Source organism: Streptomyces graminilatus, from assembly GCF_001418565.1.
GTDB lineage: Bacteria > Actinomycetota > Actinomycetes > Streptomycetales > Streptomycetaceae > Streptomyces > Streptomyces graminilatus.
In genome coordinates, this window is the sequence record NZ_LIQQ01000085.1 from 1 (window position 1) to 16713 (window position 16713).

The following is a 16713-nucleotide window of genomic DNA, read 5'->3' on the forward strand; positions in this document are numbered from 1 at the left end:
GGCGGGGGCGAAGAAAACCCCTCGCCCGGTACCGTCGCGGGCATGCGTGCGCTTCGAACACTCCTCATAGTCGCCGTGATCCTCGGCGCCCTCTTCGTGCTCGCCGACCGCCTCGCCGTCAACTTCGCGGAGGACGAGGTCGCCGACCGCCTCAGAAGCAGCGAGGGCCTCACCACCACCCCGGACGTTTCCATCGACGGCTTCCCCTTCCTCACCCAGGTCGCCGACGGCCAACTCGACGACGTCAAGGTCGGCATCAAGGACTACGAGGCCGCCACCGGAACCTCCAACCAGAAGATCCGCATCGACAACCTCAGCGCCCGCATGCACGACGTCAGGTTCACCGGCGACTACAGCTCCGCCACCGCCGCCACGGCCACCGGCAGCGCGACGATCACGTACGCCGAACTGCTGAAGGCGGCGAAGTCGGCGGAGCCGGGCCCCGCACAGGTGGTCCCCGGTGTGACCGCCACGGTCGTGAGCCTCTCGGACGGCGGCAACGGCAAGATCAAGGTCGGCATCGAGGCGACGGTCCTCGGCCGGAAGCTGCCGCAGCCGGTCTCGGTCCTCAGCACGGTCACGGTCGACGGCGACACGGTGAAGGTGAAGGCGGACTCCCTCCCCAACCTGGGCATCCGGTTCGCCGACGGCAGGATGCGCGCCGTGACGGACTTCCAGCAGCGGATCGAGGGCCTGCCCGGCGGCATCAAGCTGGACTCGGTCCAGGCGGTGCAGACTGGCGTGGACATCACGGTGCAGGGTTCGAACGTCAGCCTGGCGGGGTAGGAGGGGGCAGGCCGTACCGGCCGTATCCCTGAATCGGCACCTGACCGGTGTCCAACTGGTGAGACGGCGCCGTCCGTACCGCAGATGTGACGACGGACGCACCCCTCACCCGGCCCCCCGCACCCCCGTGAAGGGGTCCCGTATCTCACATCGCGGACGATCGCGTCTCATCATGCGACATGCCGGTGACATCCCCGGCAATCCGTCCCTACGATCGACGGCATGCAGCGACAGGCGGACCTCACGAAGCGGCGGGCAGTAGACCTGTGCCGCGTCGCCGCCATGCTCTGTCGCCCTTTCTGAGCGGGAGCGCGCGGCGTCCAGCAGCGCACCCCTCCCGCACCCCCGGCGCCCTTCAAGCACGCCAATCACGTCAATCACGTCGATCACGTCTTTCAAGGGTTCTCGTGCGCGAGTCGCAACAGCCCTGACCGCGCACGAGCGGGTACCACCGGATAGGACCGGGTACGGCCGCATTCGTACCTCTCTGCTCACGCACCACGCACCACCCCGCCGCAACTGCCCCGGAGGAGAAACAGCATGAGCCGCAGCGACGTCCTGGTCGATGCCGACTGGGTCGAGGCCAACCTCGACAACGCCGACATCGCCATCGTCGAGGTGGACGAGGACACGTCCGCCTACGAGAAGAACCACATCCGCAACGCCATCCGGATCGACTGGACCAAGGATCTCCAGGACCCGGTACGCCGTGACTTCATCGACCAGGAGGGCTTCGAGAAGCTCCTCTCGGCGAAGGGCATCGGCAACGACACCCTCGTGGTGCTCTACGGCGGCAACAACAACTGGTTCGCCTCGTACGCCTACTGGTACTTCAAGCTGTACGGCCACGACAGCGTCAAGCTGCTCGACGGTGGCCGCAAGAAGTGGGAGCTGGACGCCCGCGAGCTGGTCGAAGAGGTCCCCTCGCGTCCCGCCACCGACTACAAGGCGAAGCCGCAGAACAAGTCGATCCGCGCCTTCCGCGACGACGTCGTGGCGGCCATCGGCTCGCAGAACCTGGTCGACGTGCGCTCGCCCGACGAGTTCAGCGGCAAGCTGCTCGCCCCCGCGCACCTTCCGCAGGAGCAGTCGCAGCGTCCGGGCCACGTCCCGTCCGCCCGCAACATCCCGTGGTCGAAGAACGCCAACGACGACGGCACCTTCAAGTCGGACGACGAGCTCAAGGAGCTCTACGCCGACGAGCAGGTGGACCTGGCGAAGGACACCATCGCCTACTGCCGTATCGGTGAGCGTTCCGCGCTCACCTGGTTCGTCCTGCACGAGCTGCTGGGCGTGGAGAACGTCAAGAACTACGACGGCTCCTGGACCGAGTACGGCTCCCTGGTCGGCGTCCCGATCGAGCTGGGCGCCAACAAGTAAGCAAACCCTCGTACACCCCGACCGGCCTTCCCTCCGGTCAGACCTCTGATGGAGAAAAGACATGTGTGGAGCGAAGGCCGGCGGCCCGGACGCCTCGACGATCAAGCCCGGTGAGACCACGATCCAGGGCCAGGTGACCCGCGACGGCGAGCCGGTCGTCGGATACGTCCGCCTGCTCGACTCGACCGGCGAGTTCACCGCCGAGGTCCCGACCTCGGCCACGGGCCAGTTCCGCTTCTACGCGGCCGAGGGCACCTGGACCGTCCGCGCGCTCGTCCCGGGCGGCACGGCGGACCGTACGGTCGTCGCCCAGACGGGCGGCCTCTCGGAGGTCGCGATCGCCGTCTGACGGCAACGCGCGAGCGACGGCTGAGGGCCGCGCTCCCGGATCACTCCGGGAGCGCGGCCCTTCGCCGTGTTCCGCCCTCTCCACGGACCTACCCTGGACGTATGTACGCGCGACGGCGCCATATCTACTTCGCCATGATGGGGACGTGCATCGGACTCTTCGTCCTGGCCTGGTCGGTCGTACGCCTGTGGTCGATCCCGGTGGCCGTCGGGATGTGCGTGGTGGCGATGGTGATCCCGCCCCTCGCGGCGATCGTCGCCAACCGCCGGGGCCCGGACGACCGCTGGTGGGACGACCCGTCCGGCGACAAGAAGTCCGACGAGTGGTGGGACGAGCTGGACGGCAAGAAACGCCCACAGTGACCGGGGAGCAGCGGGCAGGAAGTCAGGGCGTGCGGTCCGGGCCCTCGGTCGGTTCCATGACCGCGTAGTCCGCGAAGATCCTGCGGTAGCGGGTGTGCCGGGTCTCCTGGGTGTGCCTGCGCTGCCACTCCTCGACCTCCCCGGGCCCCGGCCACGTATCGGACTCGGCCCCGCAGTCCGCGTCCTCGCCCGAGACGCAGCGCGCCCAGTACTCCGGGTACGCGGTGGGGTCCTGCACGAGCGCGTACGCCACGTACCGGAAGACCCGTCGGGTCACGCGTCGTGCTCCGCCTGCTGGTGCCTGCGCAGCAGGACGTCGGCGTCGGTGACCGCGCTGGCGTCCGACTCCCTCCGCGCGAACCGGCGCAGCGTGTCCAGTTGGGCGCATCTCTCGCAGTCCGGCACCGGCAGGGGCGGTCGGTCCAGGTCCCGGTGGTCCCAAGTGCCGCGCACCGCACGCTCGTTGGCGGCCCGTACGCCGGCGCTCAGCCGCTGCTCGGGGGTGGCCGCCGTGAGCGTCGCCGGGGCGGCCTGCCACTCACGGCCGCCGCCGACGGGACGCAGTATCGCGTACGGGCCGACGAGGGCCTGGTACTCGCCGACTCTGCCCGTGGCCGGGTCGTGGAGCAGGGCGCCGGGTTCGAAGGATGTCATCGGCTCGGTTGTCATGGATGCCGTTCCTTTCATCCAACTTCTATACGCAATGCGGTGTTTGTACTACTCTGCGTATTCGGGTTCACGGTGAGCATGGCCCATCCGTGCCGCCAAAACGCCGCTGACCGGCGGTTGTTCGGCGGGCGGGGGCGCAAGTTCCATAAATTCCACAAGGTTCCACAGGAGGGGCGTGCGATGCCGTCGAGAAGGGTGATCACCGGGCGGAGCCAGGAACCCAGGCGACGCTTCGCCGAGGAGCTGCGCTTACTCCGGGCCAACAGTGGGGAGAGCCTGCGGCAGCTCGCCGAAGTCCTGGGCTGGGACGCGTCACTGTTCGGCAAGCTGGAGAGCGGCGCGACTCTGGGAAGCCCGGAGGTGGCTCAAGCTCTGGATCAGCATTACGGGACGGGCGGCTTGCTGCTCACCTTGTGGGAACTGGCGGTTGGTGATCCGGCTCAGTTCAAAGAGCAGTATCGGCGGTACATGGTGCTGGAGGGGGAGGCGGTGAACCTGTGGCAGTACTCCGTCAGCATCATGCCGGGCTTGCTTCAGACAGATGCGTACGCATACGAAGTTCTCGCGCTGGGGGGCGCCAAAGGAGCGGCGCTGGACCAGCAGGTGGAAGCGCGCACAGGTCGACGGAAGCTGCTGGATGGGGAAGACGCACCGCCGTTCCGCGCCCTTCTCGCGGAGGCTGTGGTGCGCACCCCTTTGCGTAACGCGGGGGCGTGGCGGGAGCAGTTGGAGTACCTGTTGCGCGTGTCGGAGCGCCCAAACGTTACGCTTCAGGTACTGCCGAACAACTCGGGTTTGTGCGGGTTGGTGAGCACCGATGTGATGTTCATGAGGTTGCTGGACGGCGGTACCGTGGCTTACACGGAGAACGCGCACCGCGGCGAACTCATCGAGGAAAACAGCTCGGTTGAGCTGCTGCAACGTGCGTACGATGCCATGCGCGACCTGGCTCTGAGTGCGGCTGTGTCGCGGGAGTTCATCTTGCGAATGTTGGAGGAAGTGCCGTGCGAGCCATCGACTTGAGCAACGTGACGTGGCGCAAGAGCAGTTACAGCAATCCGGACGGCGGCAACTGCATCGAGGTCTCCCACGACTTCCTGAGCTCGGCCGCCTGGCGCAAGAGCAGTTACAGCAACTCGGACGGCGGCAACTGCATCGAGGTCTCCGACGACTTCCTCAGTGCCGCCGCCTGGCGCAAGAGCACCTACAGCAACACAGACGGCGGCGAGTGCGTCGAAGTCGCCCCCAACCTCCCCTCCGTCGTCCCCGTCCGGGACAGCAAGGACCCTGCCCGCGGGGCCCTCATCGTCGAGGCCGGGGCCTGGGCGGCCTTCGTCGGGGCGGTCGGCGGCGCTGGGATTCAGTAGACGAGTGCCTGGGCGCCGTCCGCCATCGCCTCCTGGACGAAGACCTGCGCACCCGCGATCCGTACGCCCTCGATGACGTCCTTCTCGGTGATGTCACGGCGGGCCGCGCACTGGGTGCAGAGGGTGAGGCGGCCTGCGGTCAGGACCGAGTCGATCAGGTCCGGCAGCGGCGCCGCGTGCGGCAGCTCGAACTCCGCCGCCCGCCCCGGCAGCGCGAACCACGCAGACTCCCCGGTCAGCCACAACGACACCTCGACCCCGCTGGCCACGGCCACCGCCGCCACCGTGAACGCCTGCGAGCAGCGCTCGGGGGCGTCGGCCCCCGCCGTCACCTTGATCACGAGCTTCTTTGCCATGTCCGAATCGTAATCATCTTTAATCATCTTCCTTGCAACCCAAGATGGTGCCCGTGAGTCTCCTGTGCACGCGGTGACTTGCATCCGCGTTTCGGATGCTGTGGGAGACATCGTGGAAGTACCCGAAGACAGACCCCGGCCCGGCAGGCGCACCGCGCTGCTGATCGCCGGGGCCGCCGTGCTCGGGCTCGTTGCCGGGACCTGTGTTGGTTACCTCGTACAGGCGGACCGCGCGCCCACCCCGTTGCCCCCGCTGTCGCAGCCGGTGCTCGCGCAGGCGGGCGGCGAAGGGCCGGAGCCGCTCTCGGCCGCCCAGGACCGAGGGCTGCGGACCGAAGGCGATCTGCGCAAGCTGCTGCTGAGGAAGCCGGCCGGTTCGAAGGCCGCCGACTGGCTGGAGCGCACTGACGGCTGGTTGGATTTCCCCGCCTATCTTGGCGACTTCACCAACCCGGGCGACAGGTTCCGCCGTACCGCTGACGACGAGTTCCGCCGGGCGGCCGTCGTCGGCTGGGAGAGCGGCCGTTCGCTCACCGTGGAGATCCGGCTCGTGCAGTTCCGGCAGGACAACAAGCCGGCGGCCGCCGACTCCAGTGACGAGCACCAGCGATGGGCCGACTACCAGGAAGGCACCGACAGCTGGGGCATCCCCGGCACCGGGAGCGGCAGGGCGTACGTACACACCCGGCCGCACACCGAGCCCGGGTACGAGCCGCAGTACTCGGCCGAGGCGCACGCCTCGCGCGGGGATGTCGCGATGGAGATCTGGATCTACGACAGCAAGCCGATCCCGAAGAAGACGATCATGGATCTGGCCGAGCGGCAGATGGAGCGGCTGTGAGTGAGCGCGAAAGTGACGTGAGCCAGGAGATCCACGAGAGCCAGGAGGATCACGAGAGCCACGAGGATCACGAAGGCCGGGAGGCGCAGTCGGTGTCACCGCCCGGCGGACGTGTCCGGCGAGTGCGTTTCGCAGCCGTGGCCGGGTCCGTGGTGCTGGCCGGGGCGCTGGTCGCCGGGGTGGTCGACACGGTGGTGACCGTGCGGGCGGCCGACCGTGACGCCGGTGCTCCGACCTGGAAGTTCCCCAAGCGCCAGGCCGAGAAGAAGGCGACGGCCAGGCCGGGGCTCGCCGGCATGCTCGTGCCGTACGGCAGGCGCGACGGCGCTGGTGGCATCACCAGCGGCAGTGCCGAGGACGCCTGGGTCCGGGGGCCGGACGTCGTGCCGTTCGGTTCCGACGTGGAGCTCGGCGGAGCCGAGGCCACGGCCCTGCGGAAGGAATCCCTGAGCGGACTGCCCCGCGCCCAGCGCGAGAAGCTGGAAGGGATGATCGACCGGCGGCGCATCAAGGGACTGGTGGCGCGCAGCTACTTCAGGGACCGGACGTACGCCTATGTGAACGGTATGTCTGTCTCCTCGGTGACCGTCGTGCTCGTCCGTATGGACAGGTCGGCCGCCCGCGACAGCGCCACGTTCCAGAACAGGTTCCTCGACGCCTCGGGACTCTTCCGTAAAGGCGCGAAGATCAAGGGGCACGACAACGCCCGGTGCTTCCAGCCGCTCAAGGGCGGGGACAAGAAGGAGCTCGGCAGGATGCTCTGCTCCGCCTCCGTGGGGGACATCCTGGTCACCGTCACCGCATACGGTGCGCAGCCACTCGACACCGAGGGCATCACGACGATGATGCGTGCACAGCTCGACCGCATCGTGGAGCCGGGGGAAGCCGTATGAGCGAGCAGCCACGACTGATCGACGAACGTGGACCGGACACCGCCGACGAAACGCCACCGGTCGTCAGCGATCCGCTGGTCGCCAGTGCGGCGCGGCCCGGTCCTGAGGCGCCCCCGGTGTCCAAGGGCCGACGGGTCCCGTCCGCTCTCCTGCGCTGGACCGCCGCCCTCGCCGTCTTCGTCGCGGCCGGTACGGCGACGGCGTACGGGATCGCGCGGATGGAGCGTACGGACGTACCGGGACTGGCCACTGAGTCGGACGGGCGCTGGGACTTTCCGCGGCTCACCAAGCCGCCGCTGCCCGCCGGCAGCCCCGGGCCCTTCGCCGCGGACAACCCGGCCGGCACGCACTACGCCGATCTGCGCGCCCTGGTCCTGCCCGCGCCAGCGGGGGCGAAGGACGACAGGACGCTGCGCGGTTCGGACGGCTGGCTGGCGACGAAGGACTATCTGGCGGAGTACGAGCCGAAAGATGACCGCGACGCCCTCGGGCAGAGGCTCGTCGACCTCGGCCTGCGGCAGATCGCCGCGCGTGGCTGGACCACACCGGACGGCACCCGGACCCGTATCTACCTGCTCAGGTTCGGCACGGCGAGCGTCGTGGAGGAGCTGGCACGCGACGCGGCCCCGTACCCCTCCCCGGCCTATCAGGTGCGGGGCGCCGGTGAGTCCGGCTTCGACAGTGACTTCCCCGGTCTCTCCGAAGTAGCGCACGTCACCCGTATTGCCTACGTGGAGGCGAAGCCGTACGGCGCCGAGCAGGTCCGCCAGGCCCACCTCTCCGCCGGGGACGTCTACGCGGTGATCCTCCAGTCCCGCAAGGGCACGGCCGAGGCCGTCCCCTTCCAGCAGACCGTGGCCCTGCAGAGCCAGCTGCTCGGCTAGACCGCTGGACCGCTGCACCGAACCACCTGGCAGAGAGAGCCGGGCCCCGGCCGCGTAAGCTTGGGTCCGGCTCTGTGCACACCATCGATCGTCCGAGGAGCACCCCGTGCTTGAGGCATTCTTCGAAGCCCTGCTTGTTCTGGTCGCCGTCGGCGTTCTCGCCTTCGCCGGTCTGACGGTCAAGAAGCTGTACCAGGGCCAGCGCTGATCATCGTCACCACGACTCGCAGGAACCGCCGCTCATGATCGAGATCCCGTCCGACCTGCACAAGGACCTTGTGCCGCTCGTCTTCCTGCTCGGCAAGTGGGCCGGTGCGGGGGTTCACGACTTCCCCGGCTCCGAGAAGTGCAACTTCGGGCAGGAGGTCACCTTCACGCACGACGGACGGGACTTCCTGGAGTACCACTCCCACTCGTGGGTGCTGGACGCCGACGGCAACAAGGTCCGGCCCCTGGAGTCCGAGTCCGGTTACTGGCGTATCGACGCCGACCGCAAGGTCGAGGTCGTCATGGTCCGCCAGGACGGCGTGGTCGAGGTCTGGTACGGCGAGCTGGCCGACAAGAAGCCGCAGATCGACATCGTGACCGACGCCGTGGCGCGGACGGCGGCCTCGGGGCCGTACAGCGGCGGCAAGCGGCTCTACGGGTACGTGCACAGCGACCTGATGTGGGTCGGCGAGAAGCAGACCCCCGACGTCGAGCTGCGCCCGTACATGTCGGCGCAGCTGAAGAAGGTCGTCACCCCGGAGGACGTCGAACGCTGGGCGAAGGCCCTCCCGGACGACATGCCGGACGACGGGATCGCGTTCTTCAAGTAGGCCGTTTCCCCCCGGTAGTCCGTTTGTCCGACATCCCCCGTGTCCCAGTGGCCGGGGGATCGTTGTATGCGTGTGTCTCGCTAGCCCTCGCTAGGGTTAACAGAATTGGCAGCATCTCAATGCACTTGCGTGCGCCAGTCTGTCGGACTACGGTGAGGATGTCTTCGCGGGGCTGCTGTACGCCTCATGAACGCGCGGAACCCCGGTCGCAATTTGCCTGCGACCGGGGTTCCGGATGCTGTGCTCTGGGTGGCATGCGAAGCAGCGGCGAGCCCAGAACGTTCACTGAGCAGAGTAACACGACGCATCCATGGATGCGCTGGAGTGGGGGAGCCATGACCAACCGCCTGCCCGATTGGATGGTGCGGGACCTGTCCCTGCCCAGGTTGCGGCGTTACATCCGCGCCGCGCACGGTGACACCCGGGTCGCGGAGCGGCTGTACTGGTGGAACATCGAGGTGTCGGCCGCGCTGGTCGGCCCCCTGCACTGTCTGGAACTGACCCTGCGCAACGCACTGCACAACGCGCTCGTACGGCGTCACGGCAGACCGGACTGGTGGGCGGAGGCACCCTTGAACGAACGCGGACGCGGGCTGGTGGACGCCGCTCGCCGCTCCTGTGAGCGCCGCCTGCCGCGCACGACGCCGGACGACGTGGTGGCGGAGCTGACCCTCGGCTTCTGGGTGTCGCTGCTCAGCCGCGGCTACGACCGGCATTTCTGGGCGCCTGTGCTGCAATTCGCGTTCCCGCACTACAACGGAGGGCGCCGCGACCGTCTCTACGGCGACCTGACCTCGCTCGTCCTGCTGCGCAACCGGGTCATGCACCACGAGCCGGTCCACCACCGGCACCTCGACGCCGACCGTGACACCATCTACCGCGTGCTCGGCTACCTCAGCCCCGAACTCGCCAAGGAGGCGCAGGCCATGGACCGGTTGCCGACCGTGCTCGCCGCCCGGGCGGACGTCTTGGGCGGCGCCAGACCGCTCCAGTTCTGAACGGCGGGACCTGCGGTGACCCACCACGACACCCCCCCGTCCGGCCCTGGCGGTGAGCCTGTGGCCGCCGACGTACTCGTCTCCCGGCCCGACATCGCACGCCTCGCGGGTGTGAAGCGGCCCGCCGTCACCAACTGGGAGCGGCGCTATCCGGAGTACCCGGCTCCGGTCGGCGGGGACCCCGAGCTGTTCCGGTCCGGTGAGGTGCTGGCCTGGCTGTCCACCCGGACCATCCCCGCCAACGCCCTGCTGCCCGACGAACCGGCCGGAACGACCTACGGCGACCGGTTCCGGGCCGGGCTGCCTGGCGGAACGGCCGGCGGGCTGCTCCGGCTGGTCGAGCGGCTCGCGGGGCCGGAGGCGGACCGGCTGCGGGGTCCGATGCCGCTGGACCGCTATCTCCAGTGGCTGCTCTTCCTTGTCATGGTCCGGATCGTGGAAGGTGCCTACGGACTGGCCAAGGCCGTGGCCGCCTTCGACATGTCGGACCGCGACCACGATTTCCCGAGTGGCGTGTTTCCGCGCGACCTGTTCACCGAACTCTCCGGTCAGCTCGACCGCACCCCCACCGGGTCCGAGCAGGAAGCCCGAGCGGCGTTCGACCATGTCCTGGTGGTCTGGCGCGCCGCGTACGCACGCGAGGGCGGCGCGTTCCTCACCCCGTCGTCCGTCGGCCGCGTCATGGCCGGGGCACTGGCGGCCGTACGGCCAGGGGCGGTGCGTGTGCACGATCCGTATGCCCGTACCGGAGAACTGCTCGTCGCCCATCTCGACGCGGTCGCCGTAGGCGGCGGCGGGCCGTCCCAGGTCGGCGGCCGGGTACCGGGGCCCGAGGAACGGATGGTGGCGGGCTGGAACCTGCGGGTGCACCACGGGCGTGCCGTGGCGTTCGGCGAAGGGCCCGTCACACCGGCGCTCGACGACGCCGATCCCCCGGGCGCCTTCGACGTACTCCTCACCAACCCGCCCTTCGGGCGCCTGCTGGAGGATGTCGCCCCACCCTCGTACTGGACGTACGGTCCGGTCCGCCGTACCGAGTTCGACTGGCTCCAGTACGCCGTCTCGCGCCTCGCCCCCGACGGCCGGGCCGCCGTGCTGATGCCGGCCGGGGCCGCCTCCAACACCGGGGCGGCCGAGAAGGTGCGCGGGGGACTCGTCGAGGCCGGGGTCGTGGAGTGCGTGATCGCGCTGCCCGCCGGGCTCTTCACGCTCACCGCCGTCAAGACGCACATCTGGCTCCTGCGCGCTCCCGGCTCCGGCGGTACGCCGGTTCCCGCCCCCGAGGTCCTGTTCGTGGCCGGGGAGCACCTCGGGCACCAGGTCAGCCGGACCCAGCAGGCGCTGTCCGACGACGACGTCGCCAGACTGGTCGGGGAGTACGTCTCCTGGCACGAGGCCCGGGAGAGCGGTGCCCCCTTCCCGGGCACCCCGGGTCTGAGCCGGTCCGTGCCGGTGCCGGACATCGTGGCCCACGGCCACGGTCTGGACCCCGTGTCATGGATCCGGCCGCCCGGCCCGGCGCAGGGCGGCAAGGAGGCCGGGACCGTCGACTTCCGGGACCGGCTGGACCGGCTGACCGAGGAGATCGAGGCCCTGCACAAGCGGGCGCGCGAGGCCGATGCCGAGGCCGCCCGCCGGCTAAGGAGGTACGGACTGTGACGACCACCGACGAAACGCTGTCGCCGGAAACCTTGCCGCCGGGCTGGTCGCGAGGCATCCTGCGGGACCTGTGCGCCTCCATCCAGGCGGGGCCGATGATGCGTACCGAGGACAGGGGCCGCACCCGGGCGGACACGGACGGCGGGACCCCCGTCGTACTGCCGCGCGATCTGAGGGAGCAGCGGATCGCCTCGGCGGAGGCCGCGGACGCGCCGGTGATCCCCTGGAACCGGGCGCGCACCCTGGCCAAGTACCAGTTGGCCGCCGGGGACGTCCTGCTCACCCGGACCGGCACCGTGGGCCGCTGCGCACTCGTCACCGGCGCGCACACGGGCTGGCTGTACCACCCCAACCTGGTACGGCTCAGACTGCCACCGCCCGAGAAGCGTGCGGGGCTGGTGTCGGCCGCGTATCTCGCCGCCTGGCTGAGCGCGACCGACGCACACGACTGGATCAATACCCGCACGGCCGGCGCGGTGATCCCCTCGCTCAGCATCCGTACCCTCGGTGAACTGCCGGTTCTCCTCCCTCCCGGCGCCACGCAGGAGACGATCGGTGCCACGCTCGCCGCTCTCGACGACAAGATCCAGGCGCACGCCGAGATCGTCCGCGCGACACGCGACTACCGTGCCGTGCTCGCCGATGCCCTCACGCAGGGGGCATTGTCCTTGTCCGCAGAACAGTCACCCGCTCCGCTCTAGACTGGACGGTGTGGTGAGCACCGACTGGAAAAGTGATCTGCGGCAGCGCGGTTACCGGCTGACTCCGCAGCGACAGCTTGTCCTCGAAGCCGTGGACACCCTTGAGCACGCGACCCCCGACGACATCCTCGTGGAAGTGAGGAAGACGGCGTCGGGGGTCAACATTTCCACGGTCTACCGGACCCTGGAGCTGCTGGAGGAGCTCGGGCTGGTCAGCCACGCCCACCTCGGGCACGGCGCGCCCACCTACCACCTCGCGGACCGGCACCATCACATCCACCTCGTCTGCCGCGACTGCGACAACGTGATCGAGACCGATGTGGCCGTCGCCGCCGACTTCACCGCCAGGCTGCGCGCGGACTTCGGGTTCGAGACCGACATGAAGCACTTCGCGATCTTCGGCCGCTGCAAGGACTGCGCGCAGAAAGCGGCGGCTGGTAAGGCGGCGGCTGGTAAGGGTGCGGCCTCCGAGGCGGCGACCGGCAAGGGTTCAACTACCGAGTCGTAGTCTTGTCCCATGAAGAGCCCTCTGCTTTCCTTGCCCGGCGCCGTCCCCGCCGAGGGGGTGGACGAAGGTGTCGCCGCCCATTACGGCGAGCTGTTCCGCGAGCAGCGCGCCCTCGCCGAGGGCACCGGATTCGTCGACCTCTCCCACCGGGGCGTGGTCACCGTCACCGGCGACGACCGGCTGAGCTGGCTGCACCTGCTGCTCACCCAGCACGTCAGCGACCTCCCCGTGGGCCAGGCCACCGAGGCCCTGGTGCTCTCCGCACACGGTCACATCGAGCACGCGCTGTACCTGGTCGACGACGGCACGACCACCTGGGCGCATGTGGAGCCGGGCACCCAGGAGGCGCTGATCGCCTACCTGGAGTCGATGAAGTTCTTCTACCGGGTCGAAGTCGCCGACGGGACAGGCGAGTTCGCGGTCGTCCACCTTCCCGCCGGGTCCATCGCGGAGGTGCCGGAGGGTGTCGTCGTACGCGAGACCTCGTACGGGCGTGACCTCTTCCTCCCGCGCGGCGAGCTGGAGTCGTACGCCGAGAAGACCGGACCTGCGGCGGGGCTGCTGGCGTACGAGGCGCTGCGCGTCGAGCAGCACCGGCCGCGCGTCGGCTTCGAGACCGACCACCGGACCATCCCGCACGAGCTGGGCTGGATCGGCACGGCGGTGCATCTGCAGAAGGGCTGCTACCGGGGCCAGGAGACGGTCGCCCGGGTTCAGAATTTGGGCAAGCCGCCGCGTCGGCTCGTGTTCCTGCACCTGGACGGCAGCGAGGTCCACCTGCCGCCGTCCGGCACGGAGATCCGGCTCGCGGACGACGGGCCCGAGGGCCGGAAGATCGGGGTCATCACGACGTCCGTACGCCATCACGAGCTGGGACCGGTCGCGCTCGCGCTGGTCAAGCGGAACGTGGCGGTGGACGCCCGCCTGCTCGCGGACACGACAGCGGCGGCCCAGGAGGTCGTGGTCGAGCCGTAACGCCGTAACGCTGTAGCGCTGTAGCAGCCGTTGCAGTGCTGTGAAGGGTCTTTGACGGGCTTCTGAAGGGGGCGGCCGGTGGTCGGGACCGTGTTGCGCAGCGAGGACTTACCTGTTGCCGAGCGCTTCGCGTGGTGGCGTGAGATGACGGCTCAGGCGCTCACGCCCACGGAGATCACCAGCGACCACGCCGACGACTTCCGCGCCCGCTTCCGGCTGCTGGATCTCGGGGCCGCCCAGGTGTCGGTGCTGTCCTATCCGTCCCTGCGCTCGCGCCGCACACCGGCGCTGGTACGCCGTTCCGACCCCGAGCTGTACCACCTGGCGCTGACACTGAGCGGCCGGCAGAGCATCTCCCGCTGCCGGAGCGACGCCTCGGTGGGGGTCGGGGACCTGCTGCTGTACGACAGCTCGCACCCGACCGACGCCTCGGCCTTCCCCGACGGTGGTGATTCCGGTAACGGTGGCGGTGGTGGGGGTGCGGTCGAGGGGATCGTCGTGAACGTGCCCCGTACGGCGGTTCCGCTCCCCGCGGCGAAAGTGGACGGTCTGCTCGGGGTGCCGTTGCCGGGGGACAGCGGTATGGGGGGTCTCCTGGCCCAGTTCCTGGTCCGCCTGGCATCCGAGGCCGACGCGTGCCGGCCGCAGGACGTCATACGGCTGGGCGGGGTCACCGTGGACCTGATCACCGCGTTCCTCGCGCACCACGCGGACACCGAGGGCAGCGTTCCGCCCGAGAGCCACAGGCAGGCGCTGCTGACCGGTATCCACTCCTTCATCGAACACAACCTGGGCGACCCCCAGTTGACGCCCGGCGCGGTCGCGGCCTTCCATCACATCTCCGTGCGGTATCTGCACCGGCTGTTCCAGGGGCAGGGCGTCACCGTGGGCGCGTGGATACGGCACCGACGCCTGGAGGGCTGCCGCCGGGATCTCGCCGATCCGCGCCTGGCCGACAGACCCATCGGATTCCTGGCCGCACGCTGGGGCTTCGTTCACGCTTCCGAATTCACCCGGGCGTTCCGCAGGGCGTACGGGATCCCGCCGAGCACCTATCGGCAGGACCGGGCCCGGCACCGAGGGGCCCGGCACTGAGGGGCGTGGGGCGGTGGGGCGTGGCCGTGCGCCGGGTGCCAACAACCGTGCGCGCGATGCCAACAGGCCGGTGAAATGGTCGGGCACGCTCGCACTCATGAAATCCATCGACTTCGGCAACTTCGCCAAAAGGGCGGCCCTGGTGGCGTGCGCGAGCGCGACCGCGGCCATGGCATTCGCCGTGCCGGCCAGTGCCGCCACCACGCTGCACTTCTACGCCAACGGCCCGGCCGACTGGAGCCGCAACTGCGACATGACGACCAAGGCGTCGGGCACCTACACCTACTACGAACACGGACCCGTCGTCGACGGCCACCAGCCGTACGCGGGCGGTTTCGACGCCTCGGAGAGCGATCTCTGCGGGGACAGTCACGGCGCGGTGCTGCACCTGACCTACTTCAAGTGGACCGGCACCAAATGGGTCCCCGCGACCGCCGACCCGATCAAGGTGACCACCGGGGCACACCACACCGAGACGCGTAGCTGGACCTTCAAGGACGTTCGCGATGTGAAGGTGTCCACATGCATGATCGACAGCGCGGGCGCGTTGTCGTCGTGCACTCCGGCAACCTTCTACTGAGTCCCGTGTACTAGATCTCCACGAGGACCGTGAACGGGCCGTCGTTCGTGAGGGTCACCCGCATCTGGGCGCCGAAGCGGCCCGTCGCCACCGTCGCGCCCAGGGAACGGAGTTGGGCGACCACTTCGTCGACGAGGGGTTCGGCCACGTCGCCGGGGGCCGCCGCGTTCCAGGTGGGGCGGCGGCCCTTGCGGGCGTCGCCGTACAGGGTGAACTGGCTGATGACCAGCAGCGGGGCGTCGATGTCGGAGCACGACTTCTCGTCCGCGAGCATGCGGATCGACCAGAGTTTGCGGGCCAGTTGGGCCGCCTTCTCCTTCGTATCCTCGTGGGTGACCCCGACGAGGACGCACAGGCCCTCGCCCGTGATCTCCCCGGTCACCTCGCCGTCCACGACGACGCTCGCGCCGTCCACTCTCTGCACCACCGCACGCATGGACCCATCATGCCGTGCCGGTTCCCTGCCGGTTCTCGGCGGGTGCGGTGGGGCCATGGAGGGATTCTTTTTGATCCTTAAGCCCCTATCTGGGGCCGTTCGGGGGCACTCGGTCACATAGCGGCCATCGGGGGTGGCACGATGCTACCCATTCGCCTGTCGAGGGGACGGTAGAGGCACATGAGCACACCGAGTACCGGGCGGCCTCATACGGCCGCCCGGCCGCCCGAGCAGCGCGGCGCCGGTCCGGCCGCGCCGGCTGTCCCGGCCACTGTCCAGGCCGCTGTTCCGGCCGTCGTACCGGGCGCTGTCCAGGCCGCTGTCCCGGCCGTTTCGGTCAGTTCGCTGCTGGCCCCCGTGCCGGCCGAGCACGACCTCTCCGTGCTGCGCCTGACCGAGCTGCGGGCCCTGCGCCGGGACGCCCAGCGCGACGAGGCCGACCTCAGTTACGTACGGCGGCTGTTGCAGGGGCGCATCGACATCCTGCGCGCGGAACTCGCTCGGCGGGGGCCCACCTCCGTGGTCGCGGTGGGGGAGGGGTCCGTTGTCGAACGGCTGTCGGAAATCCTGGCGGACGCACCGGCTCGGCACCGGTCTTCGGCGCGGCATGTGACGCTGGGTACGCCGCACAGCGAGGAGTACGGGCGGCTGGCCGCCGAGATGCTCGCCGAGGTCGAGCTGTCGGACCTGGACGCGCGTACGGATCCGGAGCTGACGGCGGCGATGGGGAGGCTGGTGCGGTACGAGCAGCAGGTGTCTCTGCGGAGGCAGGGGTTGCAGCGGACGGCTGATGATTGCAGCGGGGAGATTGCGCGGCGGTACAGGGAGGGTGAGGCGCAGGTGGAGGACCTGCTGATCTGAGGGGGGGCTTTCCCACGCACCCGCCCGCCCGTCTCGGCATGTTTTCCAGCGCGGGCACGGGCACCTCAGCGGATCCGGGGGTTCGATGGCACCGCCGGTCCAGCCCAGGCCTTGTTTCCCGCCCACCCACCTACCCACCCGTTTACCGTCCATCATCCAGCTCGCCCCAGGCACACCCAGCCCGTTGGGGGTCCC

At 69.4% G+C, this 16713-nt stretch carries 23 protein-coding genes and 1 pseudogene; 20 read left to right on the top strand and 4 right to left on the bottom strand.

The window, feature by feature from the left end; translation table 11 throughout:
• Positions 1–42: 42 nt before the first annotated feature.
• The 5 genes from AOK08_RS09110 to AOK08_RS09125 all read left to right on the top strand — a co-directional run bounded on the left by AOK08_RS09110 (position 43) and on the right by AOK08_RS09125 (position 2877).
• Positions 43–786: an LmeA family phospholipid-binding protein gene (locus AOK08_RS09110; RefSeq protein ID WP_055524976.1), complete on the top strand. Its 744-nt coding sequence runs from the start codon at positions 43–45 to the stop codon at positions 784–786.
• A 222-nt stretch (positions 787–1008) separates the two neighbouring features.
• Positions 1009–1089, top strand: coding sequence for an Ms5788A family Cys-rich leader peptide (locus AOK08_RS48850; RefSeq protein WP_351335063.1), 81 nt, complete (start codon positions 1009–1011; stop codon positions 1087–1089).
• A gap of 237 nt (positions 1090–1326) precedes the next feature.
• Positions 1327–2166 (top strand): sulfurtransferase, encoded by an 840-nt coding sequence (locus tag AOK08_RS09115; protein ID WP_055524958.1) that lies wholly within the window; start codon positions 1327–1329, stop codon positions 2164–2166.
• Between the two features lie 61 nt (positions 2167–2227).
• A complete protein-coding gene (locus tag AOK08_RS09120; protein ID WP_055524959.1) occupies positions 2228–2515 on the top strand; it encodes a DUF1416 domain-containing protein in 288 nt (95 codons plus the stop codon).
• 101 nt (positions 2516–2616) lie between these two features.
• The gene (locus tag AOK08_RS09125) at positions 2617–2877 is read left to right on the top strand and encodes a DUF3099 domain-containing protein (RefSeq protein WP_055524960.1); all 261 of its coding nucleotides are present in this window, start codon (positions 2617–2619) and stop codon (positions 2875–2877) included.
• A gap of 22 nt (positions 2878–2899) precedes the next feature.
• Here AOK08_RS09125 and AOK08_RS09130 read toward each other — a convergent pair whose 3' ends face one another.
• Positions 2900–3154, bottom strand: a complete 255-nt coding sequence (locus tag AOK08_RS09130) for a DUF7848 domain-containing protein (protein WP_055524961.1) — start codon at positions 3152–3154, stop codon at positions 2900–2902.
• On the bottom strand, positions 3151–3546 hold the full coding sequence (locus AOK08_RS09135) for a hypothetical protein (RefSeq protein WP_055524962.1): 396 nt from the start codon (positions 3544–3546) through the stop codon (positions 3151–3153). Before AOK08_RS09135 ends, AOK08_RS09130 begins: the two co-directional genes overlap by 4 nt.
• Before the next feature lie 180 nt (positions 3547–3726).
• Here AOK08_RS09135 and AOK08_RS09140 point away from each other — a divergent pair, with 180 nt between their 5' ends.
• From AOK08_RS09140 to AOK08_RS09145, 3 genes and pseudogenes are all read left to right on the top strand, one after another.
• Positions 3727–4569, top strand: a complete 843-nt coding sequence (locus AOK08_RS09140) for a helix-turn-helix domain-containing protein (RefSeq protein WP_055524963.1) — start codon at positions 3727–3729, stop codon at positions 4567–4569.
• 5 nt (positions 4570–4574) lie between these two features.
• A pseudogene (locus AOK08_RS48855) lies at positions 4575–4631 on the top strand (DUF397 domain-containing protein); the annotation flags it as partial.
• Between the two features lie 12 nt (positions 4632–4643).
• Positions 4644–4913, top strand: a complete 270-nt coding sequence (locus AOK08_RS09145; RefSeq protein ID WP_055524977.1) for a DUF397 domain-containing protein — start codon at positions 4644–4646, stop codon at positions 4911–4913.
• Here the strand turns inward: AOK08_RS09145 and AOK08_RS09150 are convergent.
• Positions 4907–5269 carry a DsrE family protein gene (locus AOK08_RS09150; protein WP_055524964.1) on the bottom strand — a complete coding sequence of 121 codons (363 nt, stop codon included), beginning with the start codon at positions 5267–5269 and terminating at the stop codon, positions 4907–4909. The genes AOK08_RS09145 and AOK08_RS09150 overlap by 7 nt on opposite strands.
• Positions 5270–5381: 112 nt before the next feature.
• On the opposite strand from AOK08_RS09150, the gene AOK08_RS09155 reads away from it, so the two are divergent.
• The 11 genes from AOK08_RS09155 to AOK08_RS09205 all read left to right on the top strand — a co-directional run bounded on the left by AOK08_RS09155 (position 5382) and on the right by AOK08_RS09205 (position 15221).
• Positions 5382–6110 carry a hypothetical protein gene (locus AOK08_RS09155; protein WP_241826883.1) on the top strand — a complete coding sequence of 243 codons (729 nt, stop codon included), beginning with the start codon at positions 5382–5384 and terminating at the stop codon, positions 6108–6110.
• Positions 6107–7003: a hypothetical protein gene (locus AOK08_RS09160; protein ID WP_241826884.1), complete on the top strand. Its 897-nt coding sequence runs from the start codon at positions 6107–6109 to the stop codon at positions 7001–7003. Before AOK08_RS09155 ends, AOK08_RS09160 begins: the two co-directional genes overlap by 4 nt.
• Positions 7000–7887: a hypothetical protein gene (locus tag AOK08_RS09165; protein WP_055524965.1), complete on the top strand. Its 888-nt coding sequence runs from the start codon at positions 7000–7002 to the stop codon at positions 7885–7887. The genes AOK08_RS09160 and AOK08_RS09165 overlap by 4 nt, the downstream gene beginning before the upstream one ends.
• 242 nt (positions 7888–8129) lie before the next feature.
• The gene (locus tag AOK08_RS09170) at positions 8130–8705 is read left to right on the top strand and encodes a heme-binding beta-barrel domain-containing protein (protein ID WP_055524966.1); all 576 of its coding nucleotides are present in this window, start codon (positions 8130–8132) and stop codon (positions 8703–8705) included.
• A gap of 335 nt (positions 8706–9040) precedes the next feature.
• Positions 9041–9703, top strand: a complete 663-nt coding sequence (locus tag AOK08_RS09175; protein ID WP_055524967.1) for a hypothetical protein — start codon at positions 9041–9043, stop codon at positions 9701–9703.
• A gap of 60 nt (positions 9704–9763) precedes the next feature.
• On the top strand, positions 9764–11362 hold the full coding sequence (locus AOK08_RS09180; RefSeq protein ID WP_055524968.1) for an HsdM family class I SAM-dependent methyltransferase: 1599 nt from the start codon (positions 9764–9766) through the stop codon (positions 11360–11362).
• A complete protein-coding gene (locus AOK08_RS09185; RefSeq protein WP_055524969.1) occupies positions 11359–12063 on the top strand; it encodes a restriction endonuclease subunit S in 705 nt (234 codons plus the stop codon). Before AOK08_RS09180 ends, AOK08_RS09185 begins: the two co-directional genes overlap by 4 nt.
• A 10-nt stretch (positions 12064–12073) precedes the next feature.
• The gene (locus AOK08_RS09190; RefSeq protein WP_055524970.1) at positions 12074–12571 is read left to right on the top strand and encodes a Fur family transcriptional regulator; all 498 of its coding nucleotides are present in this window, start codon (positions 12074–12076) and stop codon (positions 12569–12571) included.
• 9 nt (positions 12572–12580) lie between these two features.
• Positions 12581–13546 carry a CAF17-like 4Fe-4S cluster assembly/insertion protein YgfZ gene (gene ygfZ / locus AOK08_RS09195; RefSeq protein ID WP_055524971.1) on the top strand — a complete coding sequence of 322 codons (966 nt, stop codon included), beginning with the start codon at positions 12581–12583 and terminating at the stop codon, positions 13544–13546.
• 144 nt (positions 13547–13690) lie between these two features.
• Positions 13691–14641 carry an AraC-like ligand-binding domain-containing protein gene (locus AOK08_RS09200; RefSeq protein WP_055524972.1) on the top strand — a complete coding sequence of 317 codons (951 nt, stop codon included), beginning with the start codon at positions 13691–13693 and terminating at the stop codon, positions 14639–14641.
• Positions 14642–14738: 97 nt separating this feature from the next.
• Positions 14739–15221 carry a hypothetical protein gene (locus AOK08_RS09205; protein ID WP_055524973.1) on the top strand — a complete coding sequence of 161 codons (483 nt, stop codon included), beginning with the start codon at positions 14739–14741 and terminating at the stop codon, positions 15219–15221.
• 10 nt (positions 15222–15231) lie between these two features.
• Here AOK08_RS09205 and dtd read toward each other — a convergent pair whose 3' ends face one another.
• Positions 15232–15657 carry a D-aminoacyl-tRNA deacylase gene (gene dtd / locus AOK08_RS09210; RefSeq protein ID WP_055524974.1) on the bottom strand — a complete coding sequence of 142 codons (426 nt, stop codon included), beginning with the start codon at positions 15655–15657 and terminating at the stop codon, positions 15232–15234.
• Between the two features lie 180 nt (positions 15658–15837).
• Here dtd and AOK08_RS09215 point away from each other — a divergent pair, with 180 nt between their 5' ends.
• On the top strand, positions 15838–16518 hold the full coding sequence (locus AOK08_RS09215; protein WP_055524975.1) for an RsiG family protein: 681 nt from the start codon (positions 15838–15840) through the stop codon (positions 16516–16518).
• The last annotated feature ends 195 nt before the right edge of the window (positions 16519–16713 follow it).

Coding starts and splice junctions, on each gene's coding strand:
- AOK08_RS09110 (WP_055524976.1), top strand. CDS start 43: ATGCGTGCGCTTCGAACACTCCTCATAGTCGCCGTGATCCTCGGCGCC.
- AOK08_RS48850 (WP_351335063.1), top strand. CDS start 1,009: ATGCAGCGACAGGCGGACCTCACGAAGCGGCGGGCAGTAGACCTGTGC.
- AOK08_RS09115 (WP_055524958.1), top strand. CDS start 1,327: ATGAGCCGCAGCGACGTCCTGGTCGATGCCGACTGGGTCGAGGCCAAC.
- AOK08_RS09120 (WP_055524959.1), top strand. CDS start 2,228: ATGTGTGGAGCGAAGGCCGGCGGCCCGGACGCCTCGACGATCAAGCCC.
- AOK08_RS09125 (WP_055524960.1), top strand. CDS start 2,617: ATGTACGCGCGACGGCGCCATATCTACTTCGCCATGATGGGGACGTGC.
- AOK08_RS09135 (WP_055524962.1), bottom strand. CDS start 3,546: ATGACAACCGAGCCGATGACATCCTTCGAACCCGGCGCCCTGCTCCAC.
- AOK08_RS09140 (WP_055524963.1), top strand. CDS start 3,727: ATGCCGTCGAGAAGGGTGATCACCGGGCGGAGCCAGGAACCCAGGCGA.
- AOK08_RS09150 (WP_055524964.1), bottom strand. CDS start 5,269: ATGGCAAAGAAGCTCGTGATCAAGGTGACGGCGGGGGCCGACGCCCCC.
- AOK08_RS09165 (WP_055524965.1), top strand. CDS start 7,000: ATGAGCGAGCAGCCACGACTGATCGACGAACGTGGACCGGACACCGCC.
- AOK08_RS09170 (WP_055524966.1), top strand. CDS start 8,130: ATGATCGAGATCCCGTCCGACCTGCACAAGGACCTTGTGCCGCTCGTC.
- AOK08_RS09175 (WP_055524967.1), top strand. CDS start 9,041: ATGACCAACCGCCTGCCCGATTGGATGGTGCGGGACCTGTCCCTGCCC.
- ygfZ (WP_055524971.1), top strand. CDS start 12,581: ATGAAGAGCCCTCTGCTTTCCTTGCCCGGCGCCGTCCCCGCCGAGGGG.
- AOK08_RS09200 (WP_055524972.1), top strand. CDS start 13,691: ATGACGGCTCAGGCGCTCACGCCCACGGAGATCACCAGCGACCACGCC.
- AOK08_RS09205 (WP_055524973.1), top strand. CDS start 14,739: ATGAAATCCATCGACTTCGGCAACTTCGCCAAAAGGGCGGCCCTGGTG.
- dtd (WP_055524974.1), bottom strand. CDS start 15,657: ATGCGTGCGGTGGTGCAGAGAGTGGACGGCGCGAGCGTCGTCGTGGAC.
- AOK08_RS09215 (WP_055524975.1), top strand. CDS start 15,838: ATGAGCACACCGAGTACCGGGCGGCCTCATACGGCCGCCCGGCCGCCC.